The organism is Paenibacillus phyllosphaerae, from assembly GCF_014192105.1.
Classification (GTDB): domain Bacteria; phylum Bacillota; class Bacilli; order Paenibacillales; family Paenibacillaceae; genus Paenibacillus_Z; species Paenibacillus_Z phyllosphaerae.
The window spans coordinates 411,780-429,472 of sequence record NZ_JACHXK010000004.1; the positions used below are offsets into that span (position 1 = coordinate 411,780).

The window sequence follows — 17,693 nt, forward strand, 5'->3', positions numbered from 1 at the left end:
TACATTTACAATATTACTTGGTCGCACGTTGTTGCGGAATGTAAAAAACCGTTCCTAATGTTCAAAAAACAGAGATTCGACTTTAGGCTGTCGGACGCTTGAATTCGGATGGTGAGCACCCGGTATATTTCTTGAAGACTTGCGAGAAATACTGCGGATTGTCGCCAAAACCGAGCCGTTCCGCCAGTTCGAAGACGCGGACATCCTCCATCTGGCCGATCAGCGCGATCGCCTTTTCCATCCGCTGCTTCATCACGTAGGAAGAGAATTTGTCGCCAACCTCCTTCTTGAACAGCTTCCCGAGATAATCCGCGTTCATATAGAGAATCTCGCTGGCCACCCAGTGCAAGGATAGCTGCGGATTCGACAAATTCGTCTCGATCACTTCCAGCATGCGTTCGATCATATCGGAATGTTTGCTTCTATAATGCTCATAATTGTAGAGACAGATCTCTTGGGCCGTCGCAAAAATAAACTCGCGCACAGCGGCGAGCGTTTCCATGCTGTCCATCTTGCTGAGGGACTGCAAGTAACTGTTCATTCGGCCGCTGTCTCCTTGACGGATTACCGCCACGTAGACCGGAATCAAATAGGACTTCGTCACGACCGTGTCGAGCCGCTGCCCGGCCAGGCTGTCGAACAGCTGGTTAAGCTCTTGCTCCGCGTCGTTCCATCGGCCTGACTTCACGAACAGGCAGAGCCGATCCTCATCGTAATCGAAGCTATCCGTCGGGTCGCTGCCCGCCAGGACGATATCCTTCTTCGTGATGAGACTGCCTTCCCCAAGATAGAAGCGGTACTCCAGACAAGCCAGCGTATCCCTGTACATACGCCTTGCGCCCGTTATCTCGTCCGGATCGCTAAGCGCCGCGGTCGCATCTAATTTATAGAAGCCCGTGAAGATCTTCTTGATCTCCTCAATCGACAAATAGAGCCGGTCAATCTCTTCGCAATCCGGAAGTAAGAGCAAGACATGCTTGCCCATCGTCGTCCCCAGCAGCGTCCGCTCCGGCCCGAGCACGTCCTCAGCGATATTGAGCAGCGCGAACAGATGCTCATACTCGTAGTGGCCTTCGACCTGGAATAGCAGCAAGCGAACCTGCTGATGCTCGAGGGTCAGATGGAACAGCCTCGCGTAGTCGTCCCAATCCCGCTTACCGTACGTTTTGTTCGTTACGAGCTCCTTGAGGAACTGCGACTTGGCATGCGGAATGACTTTGCTGAGCTCTTTTTCCATGTTGGTCAAAAAATGCTCGCGGCCTCGCCTTTTCTCCAGTTCGCCGACGACCTCCTGCAAGGACTGTTCGATGACGCCCTCGTTGCATGGCTTAAGCAAGTAATGCTTAACGCCATGGCGCATCGCGGTACGCGCATAATTAAAATCATTGAATCCGGACAGCACGATGAATTCCGGCGCTTCCTCCTCAGACTCGCGAATTCGCTCCACCAGCTGCAAGCCGTCCATACCCGGCATCCGAATGTCCGTGATGACGATATCGGGCTTTTCCCGCTCGATTACTTCCATCGCTTCAATCCCATTGCGTGCCGTTCCAACGAGCACCGTTCGTGCCGATTCCCAATTGACAATTGCCGAAATCCCTTCAAGTATGAGACGCTCATCATCGACCAACACTACTTTATACATCGTCTTCCCTCCGTTCGAATGGCAAATTCAGCGAGACCTTCGTGCCTTTGTACCGCTCGCTCACCACTTTGACTCCATATGCCTCGCCAAAGCATAGCTTGATCCGGTCTTCAATATTGCGAAGTCCAAGTCCGGAACCTCTCGGCTTTACTACGCCTTCCGCCAACTCGGCAAGAAACTTCGCATCCATGCCGGGACCGGTATCTTCGATTGTAATGACAAGCTGTCCATCGACAAGTTCCGCTCTTATATGAATCGTACATGGTTCAATCATCTGCTCGACGCCGTAATTGACGGCATTCTCGACAATCGGCTGCAGCGACAGCTTCGGAATGCTTGTCTGCATGAACATCTCCGGCACGTCCAGCTGGAAATCCAGCCGCTCCTCGAATCGGATCCGCTGAATGGTTACGTAATGTTTGACGATCTCCAGCTCATCTTGCAGCAGGATGATCGGTTCTTTAATGCTGATTGAACTTCGCAGCAGGAAGCCGAGCGATTCCACCATTTGCGAAATTTGGCGCTGGCCGCTCATCTTGGCCGACCAGTTGATCGTCTCGAGCGTGTTGTACAGAAAATGCGGGTTGATCTGCGCCTGCAGCGCCTTGAATTCGCTTTCGCGGATCGCAAGCTGTTTGACGTAATTCTCCTTGATGAGATCGTCGATCCGCTGGACCATCATGCGAAAATTACGGTGCAGCTGACCGGCCTCATCCATCGGAATGTCGCGGTCTATGTCTCCGTCGAACGTGTCGAAATGACCGAGCTGCACCCGCTTCATCTTCACGTTCAACTTCTCGATCGGGCCTGTAATTCCTTTGGAGAAGCGGAACGACAAGACAAGCGCCAACAGGAAGAGGAAACCGAGAACAAGCAGCGCGGCCCGTTTCACTTCGTTGATCCGCTCGAAAATATTGTCGTACGGAATCAGCGTCATATACGTCCAATTCGTATAACTGCTGGGCACATAGGCGACAAAATAGCGTTTGCCTTCATGGTTAATGGTCGTGTAGCCCTGCCTGCCTTCCATATAACCGCTGAGGCGCTCTTCTTCCTTCGTCTCGCTAACCGGATAGATGGATTTGCTATCCTTCAGAATATAGAGCTGCATTGACGACTGCTCGCCGGCCTTGTTCAAGTAGTCATTGAATAGGCTGTCCATATCGATGCGAACGGCAACCGTCCCCAGCGGCTCCAACTCGAGTTCCTGGAACGATCGGATCATTCGGGCCGAACTGAGCGTCCCGTCGTCGCTGCTTGGCATAATCCAAGTATTGCCGCCTTTGTGCGGTCCGGTCTCTTCTTTGATCTGTTGAATACGCCGTTCCGAGTTGGTGATCCGTTTTACGCCGGCGGCGTACTCATTCCCGTAATAATCAATCATCTGGATGGAGAGGACATATTTCTCCATGCCGCCGAGCTCGACAAGCCGCGAACGAATATAACCGGCTACGACGAATCGGTCATAATCCGTGCCTGCTTGCTTGATTTTGCTCAAGTACGACTGCAGAGTCGGATCGGTGGCCAGACGGAACGTAAGCCGCTCCATCTTCTCGAGCTCGCTCTCGATGCCTACCGATGCCAAACTGAGCGATTTGGCGGATTGACGGTATATCTCCTTGTCGTAGACGTCAAAGGCATACTGCTGCCCGACGAACATCAGCACGCACACCAGCAACATAATCGCAGCGATAAGCACCACAAGCTTATTTTTGATCCGTAGATTCCTATAAAGCGCTTTCACATTAAACAACCGCGTCCCTCCTCAAGCTCCAATCCCGCACTAGCGCATATACAATTAGGTCTATTATACAAGAAATAGGGATCTGGTAAAGCGAGGTGAAACGGACGACGCGCTCTTCAATTGCGGCGTTAGTTTCATTCCGGAGAAATGCAAGATGATTTATAAGCGCGAAACTTATAAATGCTTGTATTTCGAGGTGAAACGGACGACGCGCTCTTCAATGGCAGCGTTAACGAATAAGTATGTAGAATAAAAAAAACGTCCCGGCTGTAGACCGGGACGTATGTGATAGCCAGTGCGGAATTGCTGACGCCCGCTTATGCTATGTCAGATGAAGAGTGAATCCCTCAGCAGATGAGGCGCTTCACGTTTCATTCCGAATTAGCGCAGACGCCAAACCAGATCGTTCAGACGAAGCTCGTTGCGGAATTGAATCGGGTTGGTTGCATTGTCGATGATGACGATCTCAACGCCAGTCATCTCAGCCCAATCGACCAGCTGCTCTGTGGTAATCGCATACGACAACACCGTGTGGTGCGCGCCGCCTGCATAGATCCAAGCTTCAGCGGATTCCTTCAGCGATGGCTGCGGCTTCCACAGTACGCGAGCGACTGGAAGCTTCGGCATATCGCGGTCTGGCTCGACTGCGTCAACGACATTAACGATCAGACGCATACGTCCGCCAAGATCAACGAGCGAAGCGTTCACGGCTTGGCCGCTGCGGCCATTGAAAATCATGCGGGCAGGATCGGCTTTGCCGCCGATACCGAGCGGATGAACTTCCAGACGAGGCTTGTCGACTGCGATCGTCGGACAAACTTCCAGCATGTGCGCGCCAAGAATCATTTCGTTGCCTGGCTCGAAGTGGTACGTGTAGTCTTCCATGAAGGAAGTTTCTTTGTTGCCTGCGATAATCTTCATGAGGCGCGTAAGAGCAGATGTCTTCCAGTCGCCTTCGCCGCCGAAGCCATAGCCTTGCTCCATCAGACGTTGTACCGCAAGACCAGGCAATTGCTTCATGCCATGAAGGTCTTCGAACGTCGTCGTGAATGCCGTGAAGCCGCCTTCTTCGAGGAAGGATTTCATGCCAAGCTCGATACGGGCTTGTTCACGAATGCTCTCCCATTGCTCAGCGTTGTTGCGTACTTCTGGAGCGATCTGATACGTTGCTTCGTATTCCGCTGCCAACGCGTCAACTTCTTCTTCGGAGAACGTTGCGATGCGGGCAACCAGATCACCGATGCCGAAGCCGTTAATCGACCAGCCGAATTTGATTTGCGCTTCTACCTTGTCGCCTTCGGTTACGGCAACTTGACGCATGTTGTCGCCGAAGCGTGCGATCTTAAGCGACTTGCTCTCTGTGAATGCCACCGATGTACGCTGCCATCCGGCAATGCGGCTGCGAACTTCAGCATCTTCCCAGTAGCCTACGACCACTTTGCGCGCTACGCCCATACGAGCGCCGATGAATCCGTATTCGCGGTCGCCGTGAGCCGCTTGGTTCGTGTTCATGAAGTCCATGTCGATGCTGTCCCACGGAATATCGCGGTTGAATTGCGTGTGCAGGTGGAGCAGCGGCTTGCGAAGCTGGGACAGGCCCGAGATCCACATTTTGGCAGGGGAGAACGTGTGCATCCAAGTGATTACGCCCGCACAGTTCTCGTCAGCGTTCGCTGCAGCCAGAACAGCCGTGATCTCGTCTGGCGTAGTTACGACTTGCTTGAATGTTACTTCATATGGAATGGATTCGTCACGGTCAATGCCGGATGCAATTACACGGGAATTCTCCGCTACTTCAAGCAGCGTCTCAGGTCCATACAAATGCTGGCTGCCGGTAACGAACCAGAATTGATAAGGTTTAACGGTTAACACGATAAATCTCCTCCCAAAAGGTCAACTTGTACGAACAATTATACGATTCCAAGCTGTACATGAGGCGATCAAACATTTACAAAGCCGTATCAAACTTCGCATTCATTCAACCAGCCTTAACTTGTACGTACAACTTCATGTGCTTATTGTACGACTTCGACTGACCATTTTCAAGAGAAATATTCCAAGTTGTACATGGCAATCATTCGCTACTTTAGTCCTACACCGTACTTACGCTAATTCGGTAAGTTTCTTTACAAAAGTTGCATTTGAGTACAAAGCCATCCTTTCCGGGAATAATCGCAATCCGCTCGTCATCCTCCAGCTCCAGCCACTGCCGTCCGTGCTCGTCACGATCGCCAAAGGCATGGAAATCAACGTGGTTTCCGCATTCACATTTAAAGGCCAATATCATTTTGTAAATCCCCTTTTTGGTGTATTATTTCGCGTTCTGGACTTGACATTGATACACTTTGTATCATAAATTACTAGTAGTAGAGTATCAACTCTTCCTAATGCACTAGGTCTAGACGTCAGTATAAATTGTAAGGAGTTAAACAAACATGACGATGGGAGATCGCTTGAGAGAGCTTCGGCTGCGGAAGAACATTTCGCAAGAAGAAGTTGCAAGGCAGATCGGTATCACCCGGTCCGCCTACAGCCACTATGAGATTAATAACCGGCAACCTGTTTACGAAACGTTAAAGAAACTGGCCGTGCTGTTTAATGTATCCCTCGATTATATCATCGGCGGCGAACAGCAATCCAAACCCGACACTCAGATGATGCCTGAAGCTATCGAGATCATCCGCATACTAGGCAGCATGGACCAGGACAAACGCAAGCAGTCCATTGACCGCATGATGGCTGTCATCCGTTCTGCTGAGTAATCGCTATCACACCATGACCGGAAGCGTAAGCCAGATGGTCGTACCCTCACCCGGCTCGCTGACCGCACCGATTTGACCACCGTGTGCTTCAACAATTTCTTTGGCAATTGCAAGCCCGAGACCACTTCCTCCCTCTGCGGAATTGCGAGCCGCATCCTTCTTATAAAACCGGTCGAAGATGTAGGGAAGATGGTCGGCTTCGATGCCTTGGCCAGTATCTTGCACCTGAACGAGTACTTCATTGTCAGCCACTCTATAGGAAAACGAAAGCGCTATCTTACCGCCGGGGGCCGTATATTTGACGGCATTATAGATCAGATTCGATATGACACGCTCCATGCGCTGCTGATCCATCTGAAGTGTAATGATTGCCATCGGCGCAAGCGAGCGCTTCTCCTCTCCCTCTTCATGATGAAACTTACAAGTAAATCGTATGCCTTTGGTGCTCACATCCAGCTCATACAGTTCGTTCAGGGAAGCGATCCAATGCTCCAACGGAACTTCGGTATAATGGAACTTCAGTTGTCCGGATTCCAACTTGGTCAGCTCGAATAGATCCTGAATGAGCCGGTTTAAGCCGTTCACTTTGCCCAGCATCATGCGGATATATCGCTGCCGCTGTTCCTCAGACTTGATTACGCCGTCTTGCATCGCTTCCAGATAGCCCTGTATCAAGGTCATCGGGGTCCGCAGGTCATGCGATATATTCGTCATCAGCTGGCTTCTGGAAGCCTCTACTTTGGCAAGCTCCTTGTTCGTAAGCGCCAATGTGTTATTGGCGCTGCGCAGTTCCTCCGTCCGATCCGCGATCCGCTCCTCCAGATGCGTATTCAACTCCCTTAACTCCTTCGATACGTGCTCAACCCGATGCAGTGCCTTCGAGAATCGATTCGAGATAATGAAGGACTGCATTAACATGAAGAAGAAAAGCCCGAATGGTACAAGCTGCGCTCCTGCAAGCAGTTCATTATAGAAGAGAATGTCGTTCACGATCGTAATGATGAATACCGACACGCCAGCAAGAATGAAGCCGGCACCGTCCCTGCGGTGCTTAAGCGCCTTAGCCATGACGAATAAGATGAAGATACTTGCTGCCAACACCAAGAACTGGATGACCATAACCGTTCTGGAGAATATGATCGGCGGCGTGGCCAGGACGAACAAACAAATCACGTAGCCGAACCACTTAATGACCTTGGTAACGCGGCGTGAGTAATCCCTAGGGAACAGTTCGCTTATGTACATACTTCCCGAAACGGCGCTCAAGGCGAACGCGATATATTCCATCTTCATGGCGGTCTCCCAAGAAATAGACGGGAACAGCTGCAGCAAATAGATATTGCCGGTCACACTCGTACGTACAGCGACAGATAAGCAGAGCAAACCAAAATTAAGCGTAAAGCGCTCCTGCCTCCGAAACGCATACAGGCCGATGTGGAATAGCCCGATGATGAGGAGGCTTCCAAGTATGGTAACCTCTTGAATCGTCGTGCGCATCTGGCTGGTCGTAATCTGTTCATGGGTGCCCATCCGCAGATCCACCCAAATCCCGCCTTTACGGAAATGGAAGTTCGACACTTGTATGGTCAAGTTGATCTCACGTTGATTGCCATCGAAGGTCACGATCTTCGGAACTTGCTCTGCAACCGAATCGGACTTGCTCGTCCCTACCTTCCCCGCTTCCGCCAGCAGTTTATCATCCACCCACAACTTGTAGCTTGTAAAAATATTCGGGACGCGAATCTCCAATAGCTTATCCTGCGGATCAAGCAGCAGCTTCAGCTTATATGTCGCATACCCTTGTCCGCTTCGCAGCCCAGTTCTGGCCGGATAATTGTTCCATGAATCCGGCACTTGCATATAGAGAGGCTTCCCCGCATCTTGCGGCGACGATTCTCCAGGAGCTAGCAGTATGCTGCTGTACAACTGCCATTGACCCGATAAGGATAACGGCCCATCATCCTGGAACGACCAGTCTCTCAAGTCGATGATTCCCTCTCTTGCAAGGGGCTGCTCGCGGCCTTTTTGAACGGCACAACCTGTTATTAACGTTTGGAGCATAGCTAGCATGAACAAAATAAGAATAAAGCGGCGAATAGGTCTTCCCTCCATAATAAAATCGTTGATTGCTAGGTCCTGCCGAATTTCGCTATAATAAGCGAGGTAGCAAAGCGTTAGGCGTTACATGGGCACGCCTGCCTTGACGCTTGGGGAGGATTAGTAGGATGAGCGGAAACAAAATCATGGTTGTCGACGATGAACCGGATATTACCGAGTTAATCACGCTATACCTGGAACGGGATGGCTTTGACGTCTATCAAGCGGATAATGGCGAGGATGCACTCCGTTTGGCCCAGTCGGTCAAACCGGACTTGATCATATTGGACATTCAAATGAAGCGGCTGGACGGCATTGAAGTATGCAAGCGAATTCGCATCGAATCCGGTGTCCCGATCTTGTTCGTAAGCGCTATGAGCGACGATACCGACATTATACACGGTCTGGAAGTTGGTGGCGACGATTATATCACCAAGCCCTTCAGCCCAAGCCAGTTGGTTGCACGTGTCAAAGCCCATCTGCGCCGCCATCAAGGCAATGGGTGGAACCGACAGGTCCAGCAGGATGAAGTGTTGTCGTTAGGCGGGCTTACGATCGATATCCCGGCACGTACGGTACATATTCAGGAGGCTGAAATTTCGCTCTCCGTGAAAGAGTTTGATCTGCTGCTCTGCCTTGCGCAAGCGCCCAATCGCACCTTTCCGCTCGATGAGCTGTATGCCCTCGTCTGGGGAGCAGACAGTATGGGCGATACCAGGACGCTGATGGTGCATATCAGCAACCTGCGCAAAAAAGTCGAGCCGGACCCTGCCAACCCGCAATTTATCGTGACGGTACGAGGCGTCGGCTACAAATTTCATTACAAGGAAGGAACATCTCATGTATATCGCTGATCAATGGGTCGATTATGAATTAATAGATACGGGGGAAGGAGATAAGCTGGAGCGTTGGGGCAATTACGTGCTTCGCCGGCCGGATCCGCAAGTCATCTGGCCGATAGTGAATCAAGACGGGGGCTGGCGCAATACGGACGGCCACTACCACCGCAGCTCTTCCGGAGGCGGTCAGTGGGACTTCCGCACCAAGATGCCGGAGCGTTGGACGATCAGCTACAAGGAGCTCAAATTCCATATACGTCCGACGAACTTCAAGCATACGGGGCTATTCCCGGAGCAGGCCGTTAACTGGAGTTGGATGATGGATAAGATTCGCAGCGCAGGCCGTCCGATCCGCGTACTGAATTTGTTCGCTTACACCGGCGGAGCAACGTTGGCTGCTGCGGCTGCAGGCGCGGAAGTATGCCACGTCGACGCCGCCAAAGGCATGGTACAGTGGGCAAAGGAAAACGCGCAGCTGTCCGGCCTTGAGAACGCGCCGATTCGCTATATCACCGATGACGTGTTCAAATTCGTGCAGCGCGAGCAGCGTAGAGGCCGCCAATACGATGCAATCATCATGGATCCGCCTTCTTACGGGCGCGGACCGAATGGCGAGATGTGGAAGCTGGAAGAAAATCTGTATCCGTTCCTCGAGTCCTGCACGACAATCCTGTCGCCGAACCCGCTGTTTGTTCTCGTGAACTCGTACACGACCGGACTGTCGCATACCGTGCTGCACAATCTGCTCCATATGACGATCGGCCGCAAGTTCGACGGCCAGATTAACTGTGGTGAGATCGGCCTGCCGATTACCAACTCCGGCCTGAAACTGCCATGCGGCATTCTGGGCCGTTGGGAGGCGAAGTAGCATGTCGACCGATCGCGAGCCAACGCCGTCGATCGCGCCGCTGCTGCCCGTCCTCTATGAGGACAACCATCTGCTCGCGGTGATCAAGCCTCCTGGCGTTCTGTCCCAGGCGGATGACACCGGCGAGCCCGATATGGTGACGCTCTTGAAGGAGGACTTGAAGATTCGCTACGCAAAGCCCGGCAATGTATTTGTCGGGCTTGTCCACCGTCTGGACCGTCCGGTCGGCGGCGTCATGCTGTTCGCCAAGACGTCCAAAGCCGCTTCGCGGCTGTCTGATGCCGTACGCACCCACTCCTTTGACAAAATCTACGTCGGCGTTGTCCACGGCGCCCCGCCTAAGCGCAGCGGCCGGCTTCGCCACTTCCTGCGTAAGGATGCATCGCGCAATGTCGTGACGGTCCATGATAAGCAAGTGCCGGAAGCGAAGGAAGCGATTCTGGATTATGCGGTCGCAGCACGGTCTGGCGACCTGTCGCTCATCGTCGTGCGACTGCAAACCGGGCGTCCTCACCAGATTCGCGCGCAGATGTCGGCGATTGGCTGTCCGCTTGTGCATGATCGTAAGTATGGAGCGCCGGCCTTGCACGAAGAGCGCGATATTGCGCTGTGGTCGGCTCAATACGCGGTCAATCACCCGGTAACCAAGGAATGGCTGACATTCCGTGAACTCCCCCCTATGAAGGAACCTTGGAACCGATTCGACAAGGAGCAATGGGATTCGGTATTCCATCATCTTCCGGATTGGGAAGGACGCTCCTAATGCGTGATTTACGGCTTATTGTCCCCTGCCTTCTGCTCCTTGTCCTTCTCGCCCTGAGCGGTTGCTCGAACGCCGCACCGCTGGATCCGGTTAAGGAAGAACAACAGGGGCAGAATGTGAACGGCGATAACGCATCCAATGGTACGGACAACCTGGATAACTCGACTAGCATGAATGAGGCCGAGACGGACAACCCGCTTGCGGAACATCCCGATAACACGGACGCGCACGAAGAGCCCGATGCCGAACCACCAATGGAACCTGAAGAAGATCCGATCGTCACGCCGGAAGAGCCGCAGCCCGTCACGATAACGGATGCGACCTGGATCGCAGTCGGCGATATTATGATGCACATGCCGCAGCTTCCCGGTTATTATGATAAGCAGCAGAAGCGGTATTTCTTTAATCCCTATTTTGAACGAGTAAAAGATATTATCGGGCAGGGCGACTGGAAGCTTGCTAATCTGGAGACGCCGATCGCAGGCGCCAGCATGGGATACTCCGGATTCCCGCGTTTCAATGCGCCGACCGAGCTTGCGGAGGCCCTCGCTTATGCGGGCTTCAATATCGTCACCACGGCCAATAACCATTCCCTTGACCGCGGCGCTGAAGGCATCAGCCGCACGATGAAGGCGTTGGAACAGCAGCAATTCGTAATGAAAGGAACCGCGCGCTCTCTGACTGAATCCCAGCGAATAACGATGGTAGAGCAGAAAGGCATTCGCATGGGGCTGCTAGCCTACACATACGGCACCAACGGTATACCATTGCCGGATAAAATGCCTTATGCGGTATCGCTGATCGATGAACAAGCAATGATTCAGTCGATCAAGCAGCTGAAGAGCGCTGGCGCGGATTTCGTTACGGTCGTGCTGCACTTCGGCACCGAATATCAGACAGCGCCTTCGGAAGCCCAGAAGACGCTAGCCCGTAAACTGATCGCCGCAGGCGCGGATATCATTGCCGGCTCCCATCCTCACGTTGTGCAGCCGTATGAGCTAGTCGACGTTCAAGAGCAGGACGGCGCGACAAGACGCGGATTAATCATTTACTCCATGGGCAACTTTATCTCTAATCAACGCGGAGAAACCAAGGACTACGGCGTAATCATGAAGGTTGCGCTGCAGAAGAACAGCGGTACCGGCAAGACGGTTATTCAATCGGTCGAACCGATCCCGACATGGGTTCATCGCTATAAGCAAAATGGCACGAATCGGTATGAGATTCTGCCGGTAGCCTCGACGATTCAAAGCAAAACGAACGAGCGTCTCTCCAGCTCCGATTACGCGGTGCTGAAGAAAAATCTTGATCTGCTTACAGACCGGCTATCCTCCATGTCCGCCCAACCGGTATCCGTAGAGACCGCTACGCCTTGATCCGCTTCGTTTCGGTTTATCTCAAGGCGAAGCGGTTGTCGCCGTCCTCTGACGGCGCAGCGCGCTTCACACCGGAGACATAACGGCCGAAGTATCGCGTGAAACTTATACTTTCCACAACGTTTAAAAAGCCGTCTTCCAACGAAGACGGCTTTTCTCTATGTTGATGACAGCTTGCCCGATATGCTTGAGCAACCATTCCATATATGAATTCCAATCAGGGACGACTAATTAGTTCGCTACTTTGCCGAGCAGATAGACGAGAAGCTGTTGATTGTGCGACGAGATTCGGTCCAGTGCCTCGCTAATGTACTTGTCCCGAAGTTCGATACCGCGTCTAGCCTCTGTATCGCCCCGTTCCGTTACATTCACCCATACGATTCGGCGATCGTTGGCATCCCGGCTGCGAATAACGAGGCCGCCCCGCTCCATCCGATCGAGTAGCGTCGTGATCGCCGCAGGCGTCGTCGTCAGGTAGGCAAGCAGATCCGATGGTTTCATCGGCTGATGCTGCAACAACAGCTCCAATACGTTCAATTGGCCTTCCGTAAGCGTCGGAGAAAGTCCATCCTCCAGGTGCATCTTCCATTCTTTCGTAATCTTCATCCATAATCTTGCGAATTCTGAAGAAACGATATTATCCACCCGCTTTCTGTCCCTTTAACGTCTATAACCCTATTATACGTATCTTCCATGTCGAATGTAAGATTAACGAGGTTAATATTTTGTCCTATTCATCGCGATAATAGAGAACCATTTGACATCTTTAGACATAGATTAAGGAGGGAAGCTATATGTGCGTGCTCGAATCTTTAGACAATTGAACGACTGGAAAGGGAGCGTGACGACAATGGACGACCGTAAAATCGAACTGGTGCGTAAGCTGAAGGACACCGGAATAGCAAATGACCCACAATGGCTTGACCGGCTAGATGAACCGGCGCCATTGTGGGTCGTGTTGGACCTTTTGCTGCAGCTTATGGAACGTCAAGATGAATCGCATCTGCCGTTCGACTAATGTAAACGTTTAAGGTGACATCGCAATGTCGTTTCGGACGTGTTACCGACTACAATTAGATCGAGGCGCCACTCCGCGGGAACACGGCTGTGATGGCGTCTTTTTTGTCGATCGCGACTACCGCCTTACCTGTTCCTCGGCGATCCTCGATCGGCGCTTTCTCGGTCGAAGCCGACAACTGGGCACCCGTAGACGTCAAGATGATGAGCTCGCGCTCTTCCTTGCAATGGAACGCGCCGACAAGCCGTTCGCCATTCGGACGCACGCGTTTGCCTTCCTTGAACTCGAAGGTCGTCACGCCTTTGCCGCCGCGTCCTTGGACCGGATAATCCATCAGAAGCGTACGTTTGGCATAACCAATCTCCGTCAGGACGAGCACTTCACCCTCATCGCCGCTAACCCACTCGGCGCCGACGACTTCATCTTCCTCTTTCAACTGTATACCGCGTACGCCGGCGGCCACGCGCCCCATCGCATTGACTTCGCTCTCAGGGAACCGGATGCTCATGCCGAACTTGCTCACGAGCAGAATCTCCTTCGTACCGTCGCTTGGCAGAACGCGGATGATCTCATCGCCCTCCGCTACCTTCACAGCCGCAATGGCCGTTGAACGCGTCGAACGATATTCCTTGAGATCCGTGCGCTTGACCTGACCTTTGCGCGATACGAAGACAAGCGATCTTCCGGCTTCTTCGAAATCCTTTACCGGAATTACGCTGACTATGGCATCATCCTTCGGCATCGGCACGACGTTAACGACAGCAGTACCGTTATCCTTCCATTTGAACTCCGGAATCTGGTGAACCGGCAGCTGATAATACTGGCCTTTGCGCGTGAAGAGGAGCAGCTGATCGATCGTGTTCACATCCAGCAGCTCGCGCACTACGTCGCCTTCCTTCACGCCAGCGTTGCTAAGTTCGCCGCCGGAACGGGTGAACGAAAGTTTGGAAGTCCGCTTAATGTAACCTTCATGGCTAAGCGTGACGAATACATCTTCAGACGGCACGATAACCTCGAGATTAACCTTCAGCTCTTCGACCTCGCCTTGAATATCCGATCGGCGATCGATCCCGTACTTGTCCCGAATTTCGCTTAATTCGTCTTTAATGACGCCGATCAGCTTCTTCTCGCTATTCAAGATACCGCGCAAGTAAGCGATCCGCTTCATAATATCCTTATGTTCTTTCTCGAGTGTCGTAATCTCGAGATTGGTCAGACGATACAATTGAAGAGTTAGAATGGCATCGGCCTGACGCTCGGTGAATCCGAACTTCGCGACCAAGTTATTCTGGGCATCTTGACGGTTCTTCGACGCTTTGATCGCCGCGATAACCTCATCGAGGATGTTTAACGCCTTTACAAGACCTTCGAGTACATGAGCGCGATCCTCCGCTTTCTCCAGTTCGTAGCGGGTACGGTGCGTGACGACTTCCTTTTGGTGACCGATGTACGCCGACAGGATCTCGCGCAGCCCCAATTGGCGCGGCGCCTTGTTCACGATCGCGACCATATTGAAGTTGTACGTGACTTGCAGATCCGTCTTCTTCAACAAGTACGCCAGAATGCCTTGGGCGTCAGCTTCCTTCTTCAGCTCCACGACGATGCGCAGACCGTTGCGTCCGCTCTCGTCGCGCACTTCTGCAATTCCGTCGACTTTCTTCTCCAGACGGATATTCTCCATCGCCGTAACCAATCTGGACTTGACCACTTGATAAGGGATCTCCGTAACGACGATCTGCTGACGGCCGCCCTTCATGTCTTCGATCGCGGTCTTCGATCGCAGATAAATCCGGCCTTTGCCCGAATTATAAGCCTCACGAATGCCTTCTTCGCCCATGATCAGGCCGCCGGTCGGGAAGTCAGGACCGCGAACGATCGTCATTAACTGTTCGAGCGTCGTGTCCGGCTGCTCCATAAGCAGAATACAAGCTTGAATGACCTCCCGCAAATTATGAGGCGGAATCTCGGTGGCAAAGCCGGAAGATATCCCGCTTACGCCGTTGACAAGCAAGTTCGGATAACGAGACGGCAACACCACCGGTTCTTTGGTCGTGTTATCGAAGTTATCTTTGAACAGCACCGTACGCTTCTCAATATCGCGCAGCAGCTCCATGGCGATCGGAGACAATCGGGCCTCCGTATAACGCATCGCCGCCGCTGGATCGTCATCCTGAGAGCCCCAGTTGCCATGGCCGTCGATAAGCACATGCCCCATCTTCCAAGGCTGCGCCATCCGGACCATGCCTTCGTAGATTGAGGAGTCGCCGTGCGGATGGTAGTTACCCATGACGTCGCCGACCGTTTTTGCCGATTTGCGGTACGGCTTATCCGGCGTATTGCCGGAATCGTACATGGCGTACAGAATCCGGCGCTGAACCGGTTTTAGACCATCGCGCACGTCCGGAATCGCGCGGTCCTGAATGATGTATTTTGAATAGCGTCCGAAGCGGTCTCCGACGACCTCTTCCAAGAACGCGGGCAGAAACTGTTCCAGGTTACTCATGCCGACTCAAACTCCTACCTATTATTTGCGCTGTCGAATGGATATCTACTCTTCATATTCGGTAAAATCGACGTTCTCGACGATCCAGCGCTTGCGCGGATCCACTTTATCGCCCATCAGCGTCGATACGCGGCGTTCCGCTTTGGCAGCATCCTCAATCTGGACCTGCAGCAGTGTGCGCGTCTCCGGATTCATCGTTGTCTCCCACAGCTGATCAGGGTTCATCTCGCCTAATCCCTTATAGCGCTGCAGCTCGAACTGCTTGCCGAATTCCTTTAAGTAGTTCTGCAGCTGTTCGTCCGTCCAAGCGTATCGAACCGTTTCCAGCTTGCCTGATTTGCGCGTAATCTTGTATAGCGGCGGCTGTGCAATGTAGACACGACCCATATCGATGAGCGGCTTCATATAACGGTAGAAGAAGGTTAACAGCAGGACTTGAATATGCGCGCCGTCCGTGTCGGCGTCGGTCATAATAATAATTTTGTTATAGTTGCACGATTCGGAATCAAACTCCGGGCCGATCCCGGAACCGATCGTCGCGATGATCGCCTTATATTCATCATTCTTCAGAATATCCAGCAGTTTCGCTTTCTCGGGATTCATCGGCTTGCCCTTAAGCGGCAGGATTGCCTGATGCTTCGAGTCCCGTCCTTGCTTGGCGGAACCGCCCGCGGAATCGCCTTCGACGATGAATAATTCGTTGCGGGTATAGTCCTTGGACTGCGCCGGCGTCAGCTTGCCGCCCAGATTCGAGCTCTCGCTCTTCTTCTTGCCGGAGCGAATCTCGTCTCTGGCCTTGCGTGCCGCTTCGCGCGCTCTGGACGCTTGAATCGCCTTCTTCAGCAGCTGCTGCGCAATCTGCGGATTCTCCTCGAGGAAGACCTGCATCTTGTCCGTGACGACCGCATCAACGGCGCTTCTGGCGATAGCGCTGCCTAGCTGGTCCTTCGTCTGGCCGACGAATTCCACCTCGGACATCTTAATGTTAATGACCGTCATCATGCCTTCGCGCAGATCATTGCCTTCCAGATTCTTATCCTTTTCCTTCAGCAGTCCGCTCTTACGCGCGTAATCGTTCATGACACGGGTATACGCAGTCTTAAAGCCCGTCTCATGCGTACCGCCGCCGCGGGTCGGGATGGAGTTAACGAACGAAGCGATCGTCTCCGTATAGCCGTCATTGTACTGAAGCGCAATCTCGACTTCGATCTCATCCCGTTCAGCTGCAAAGTGAACGACCTCATGAAGCACCGTCTTCTCCTCGTTCAGAAATTGAACGAACTGGCGCGCGCCGCCTTCATAATGATAAATATCCTCTTTGCCTGCGCGCTCATCCTTCACGGCCACCTTAAGTCCGGAGTTCAGGAACGCAATTTCTTGCAGACGCTCGGATAATGTCTCGTAGTTAATCGTCGTGTTGCCATGGAACACGCGGCCATCCGGCTTGAACGTGACTTTCGTGCCTGTACGGTTCGTATTCCCCGTTACGATCAGGCCTGTCGTCGGCTCGCCAACATGCTCCTTGCCGTCTTTATCCACCCAATACTCGAAGCGCTGCTTATGTACCTTGCCGTCGCGATAAATTTCGACTTCCAGCCATTCTGAGAGCGCATTCGTGACGGAAGCGCCAACGCCGTGAAGGCCGCCCGACTTCTTATATCCTCCGCCGCCGAATTTGCCGCCTGCATGCAGCATGGTGAATACAACCTGCGGTGTAGGTATGCCGGTCTTGTGCATGCCGGTTGGAATGCCGCGACCGTTGTCGCGAACCGTAACCGAGTTGTCCTTATGAATGATGACATCAATGGCTGAGCAGAATTTCGCAAGATGCTCATCCACTGCATTATCGACGATTTCCCAGACGAGATGATGCAGCCCCGAGGTCGTTGTACTGCCAATATACATCCCGGGCCGTTTACGGACTGCGGTTAAGCCCTCCAGCACCTGGATGTCGCCCTCGTCGTAGTTGCGATTGGCTGCCGAAGTCGCCTCCCCCGCAAACGTATTCAACTGCTCTGTCATACACGTCCCCCTATTCTATTCAAGAGCGAAGCGCTTATCATTCAACGATTCTTGCA

13 protein-coding genes are annotated in these 17,693 nt (G+C 52.7%); 6 read left to right on the forward strand and 7 right to left on the reverse strand.

Features of this window, described 5'->3' with window-relative positions; translation table 11 throughout:
* Nucleotides 1–82: 82 nt before the first annotated feature.
* From FHS18_RS12130 to araA, 3 genes are all read right to left on the reverse strand, one after another.
* The gene (locus FHS18_RS12130) at nucleotides 83–1,645 is read right to left on the reverse strand and encodes a response regulator transcription factor (protein WP_183600303.1); all 1,563 of its coding nucleotides are present in this window, start codon (nucleotides 1,643–1,645) and stop codon (nucleotides 83–85) included.
* A complete protein-coding gene (locus tag FHS18_RS12135; RefSeq protein ID WP_343060512.1) occupies nucleotides 1,638–3,389 on the reverse strand; it encodes a cache domain-containing sensor histidine kinase in 1,752 nt (583 codons plus the stop codon). Before FHS18_RS12135 ends, FHS18_RS12130 begins: the two co-directional genes overlap by 8 nt.
* 381 nt (nucleotides 3,390–3,770) lie before the next feature.
* Nucleotides 3,771–5,261 carry an L-arabinose isomerase gene (gene araA, locus FHS18_RS12140; protein ID WP_183600305.1) on the reverse strand — a complete coding sequence of 497 codons (1,491 nt, stop codon included), beginning with the start codon at nucleotides 5,259–5,261 and terminating at the stop codon, nucleotides 3,771–3,773.
* Between the two features lie 563 nt (nucleotides 5,262–5,824).
* On the opposite strand from araA, the gene FHS18_RS12145 reads away from it, so the two are divergent.
* Nucleotides 5,825–6,151, forward strand: coding sequence for a helix-turn-helix domain-containing protein (locus FHS18_RS12145; RefSeq protein ID WP_183600306.1), 327 nt, complete (start codon nucleotides 5,825–5,827; stop codon nucleotides 6,149–6,151).
* A 6-nt stretch (nucleotides 6,152–6,157) separates the two neighbouring features.
* Here the strand turns inward: FHS18_RS12145 and FHS18_RS12150 are convergent, their stop codons facing one another.
* The gene (locus tag FHS18_RS12150) at nucleotides 6,158–8,134 is read right to left on the reverse strand and encodes a sensor histidine kinase (RefSeq protein WP_183600307.1); all 1,977 of its coding nucleotides are present in this window, start codon (nucleotides 8,132–8,134) and stop codon (nucleotides 6,158–6,160) included.
* A 242-nt stretch (nucleotides 8,135–8,376) separates the two neighbouring features.
* Here FHS18_RS12150 and FHS18_RS12155 point away from each other — a divergent pair, with 242 nt between their 5' ends.
* The 4 genes from FHS18_RS12155 to FHS18_RS12170 are packed head-to-tail and all read left to right on the forward strand — an operon-like array spanning nucleotide 8,377 to nucleotide 12,094.
* Nucleotides 8,377–9,102, forward strand: a complete 726-nt coding sequence (locus tag FHS18_RS12155; protein ID WP_183600308.1) for a response regulator transcription factor — start codon at nucleotides 8,377–8,379, stop codon at nucleotides 9,100–9,102.
* Nucleotides 9,089–9,955 carry a class I SAM-dependent methyltransferase gene (locus tag FHS18_RS12160; RefSeq protein ID WP_183600309.1) on the forward strand — a complete coding sequence of 289 codons (867 nt, stop codon included), beginning with the start codon at nucleotides 9,089–9,091 and terminating at the stop codon, nucleotides 9,953–9,955. The genes FHS18_RS12155 and FHS18_RS12160 overlap by 14 nt, the downstream gene beginning before the upstream one ends.
* Before the next feature lies 1 nt (nucleotide 9,956).
* Nucleotides 9,957–10,718, forward strand: coding sequence for an RluA family pseudouridine synthase (locus FHS18_RS12165; protein ID WP_183600310.1), 762 nt, complete (start codon nucleotides 9,957–9,959; stop codon nucleotides 10,716–10,718).
* Nucleotides 10,718–12,094, forward strand: coding sequence for a CapA family protein (locus FHS18_RS12170; RefSeq protein WP_246427597.1), 1,377 nt, complete (start codon nucleotides 10,718–10,720; stop codon nucleotides 12,092–12,094). The genes FHS18_RS12165 and FHS18_RS12170 overlap by 1 nt, the downstream gene beginning before the upstream one ends.
* 231 nt (nucleotides 12,095–12,325) lie before the next feature.
* Here the strand turns inward: FHS18_RS12170 and FHS18_RS12175 are convergent, their stop codons facing one another.
* Nucleotides 12,326–12,730 (reverse strand): MarR family transcriptional regulator, encoded by a 405-nt coding sequence (locus FHS18_RS12175; protein WP_183600401.1) that lies wholly within the window; start codon nucleotides 12,728–12,730, stop codon nucleotides 12,326–12,328.
* Between the two features lie 160 nt (nucleotides 12,731–12,890).
* On the opposite strand from FHS18_RS12175, the gene FHS18_RS12180 reads away from it, so the two are divergent.
* Complete coding sequence (locus FHS18_RS12180) at nucleotides 12,891–13,112, forward strand: hypothetical protein (protein WP_183600410.1); 222 nt, start codon at nucleotides 12,891–12,893, stop codon at nucleotides 13,110–13,112.
* Between the two features lie 55 nt (nucleotides 13,113–13,167).
* On the opposite strand, the gene gyrA is transcribed toward FHS18_RS12180, so the two are convergent.
* Nucleotides 13,168–15,615: a DNA gyrase subunit A gene (gene gyrA / locus FHS18_RS12185; RefSeq protein WP_183600311.1), complete on the reverse strand. Its 2,448-nt coding sequence runs from the start codon at nucleotides 15,613–15,615 to the stop codon at nucleotides 13,168–13,170.
* Nucleotides 15,616–15,660: 45 nt separating this feature from the next.
* Nucleotides 15,661–17,637, reverse strand: a complete 1,977-nt coding sequence (gene parE, locus FHS18_RS12190) for a DNA topoisomerase IV subunit B (RefSeq protein WP_183600312.1) — start codon at nucleotides 17,635–17,637, stop codon at nucleotides 15,661–15,663.
* Nucleotides 17,638–17,693: the final 56 nt, after the last annotated feature.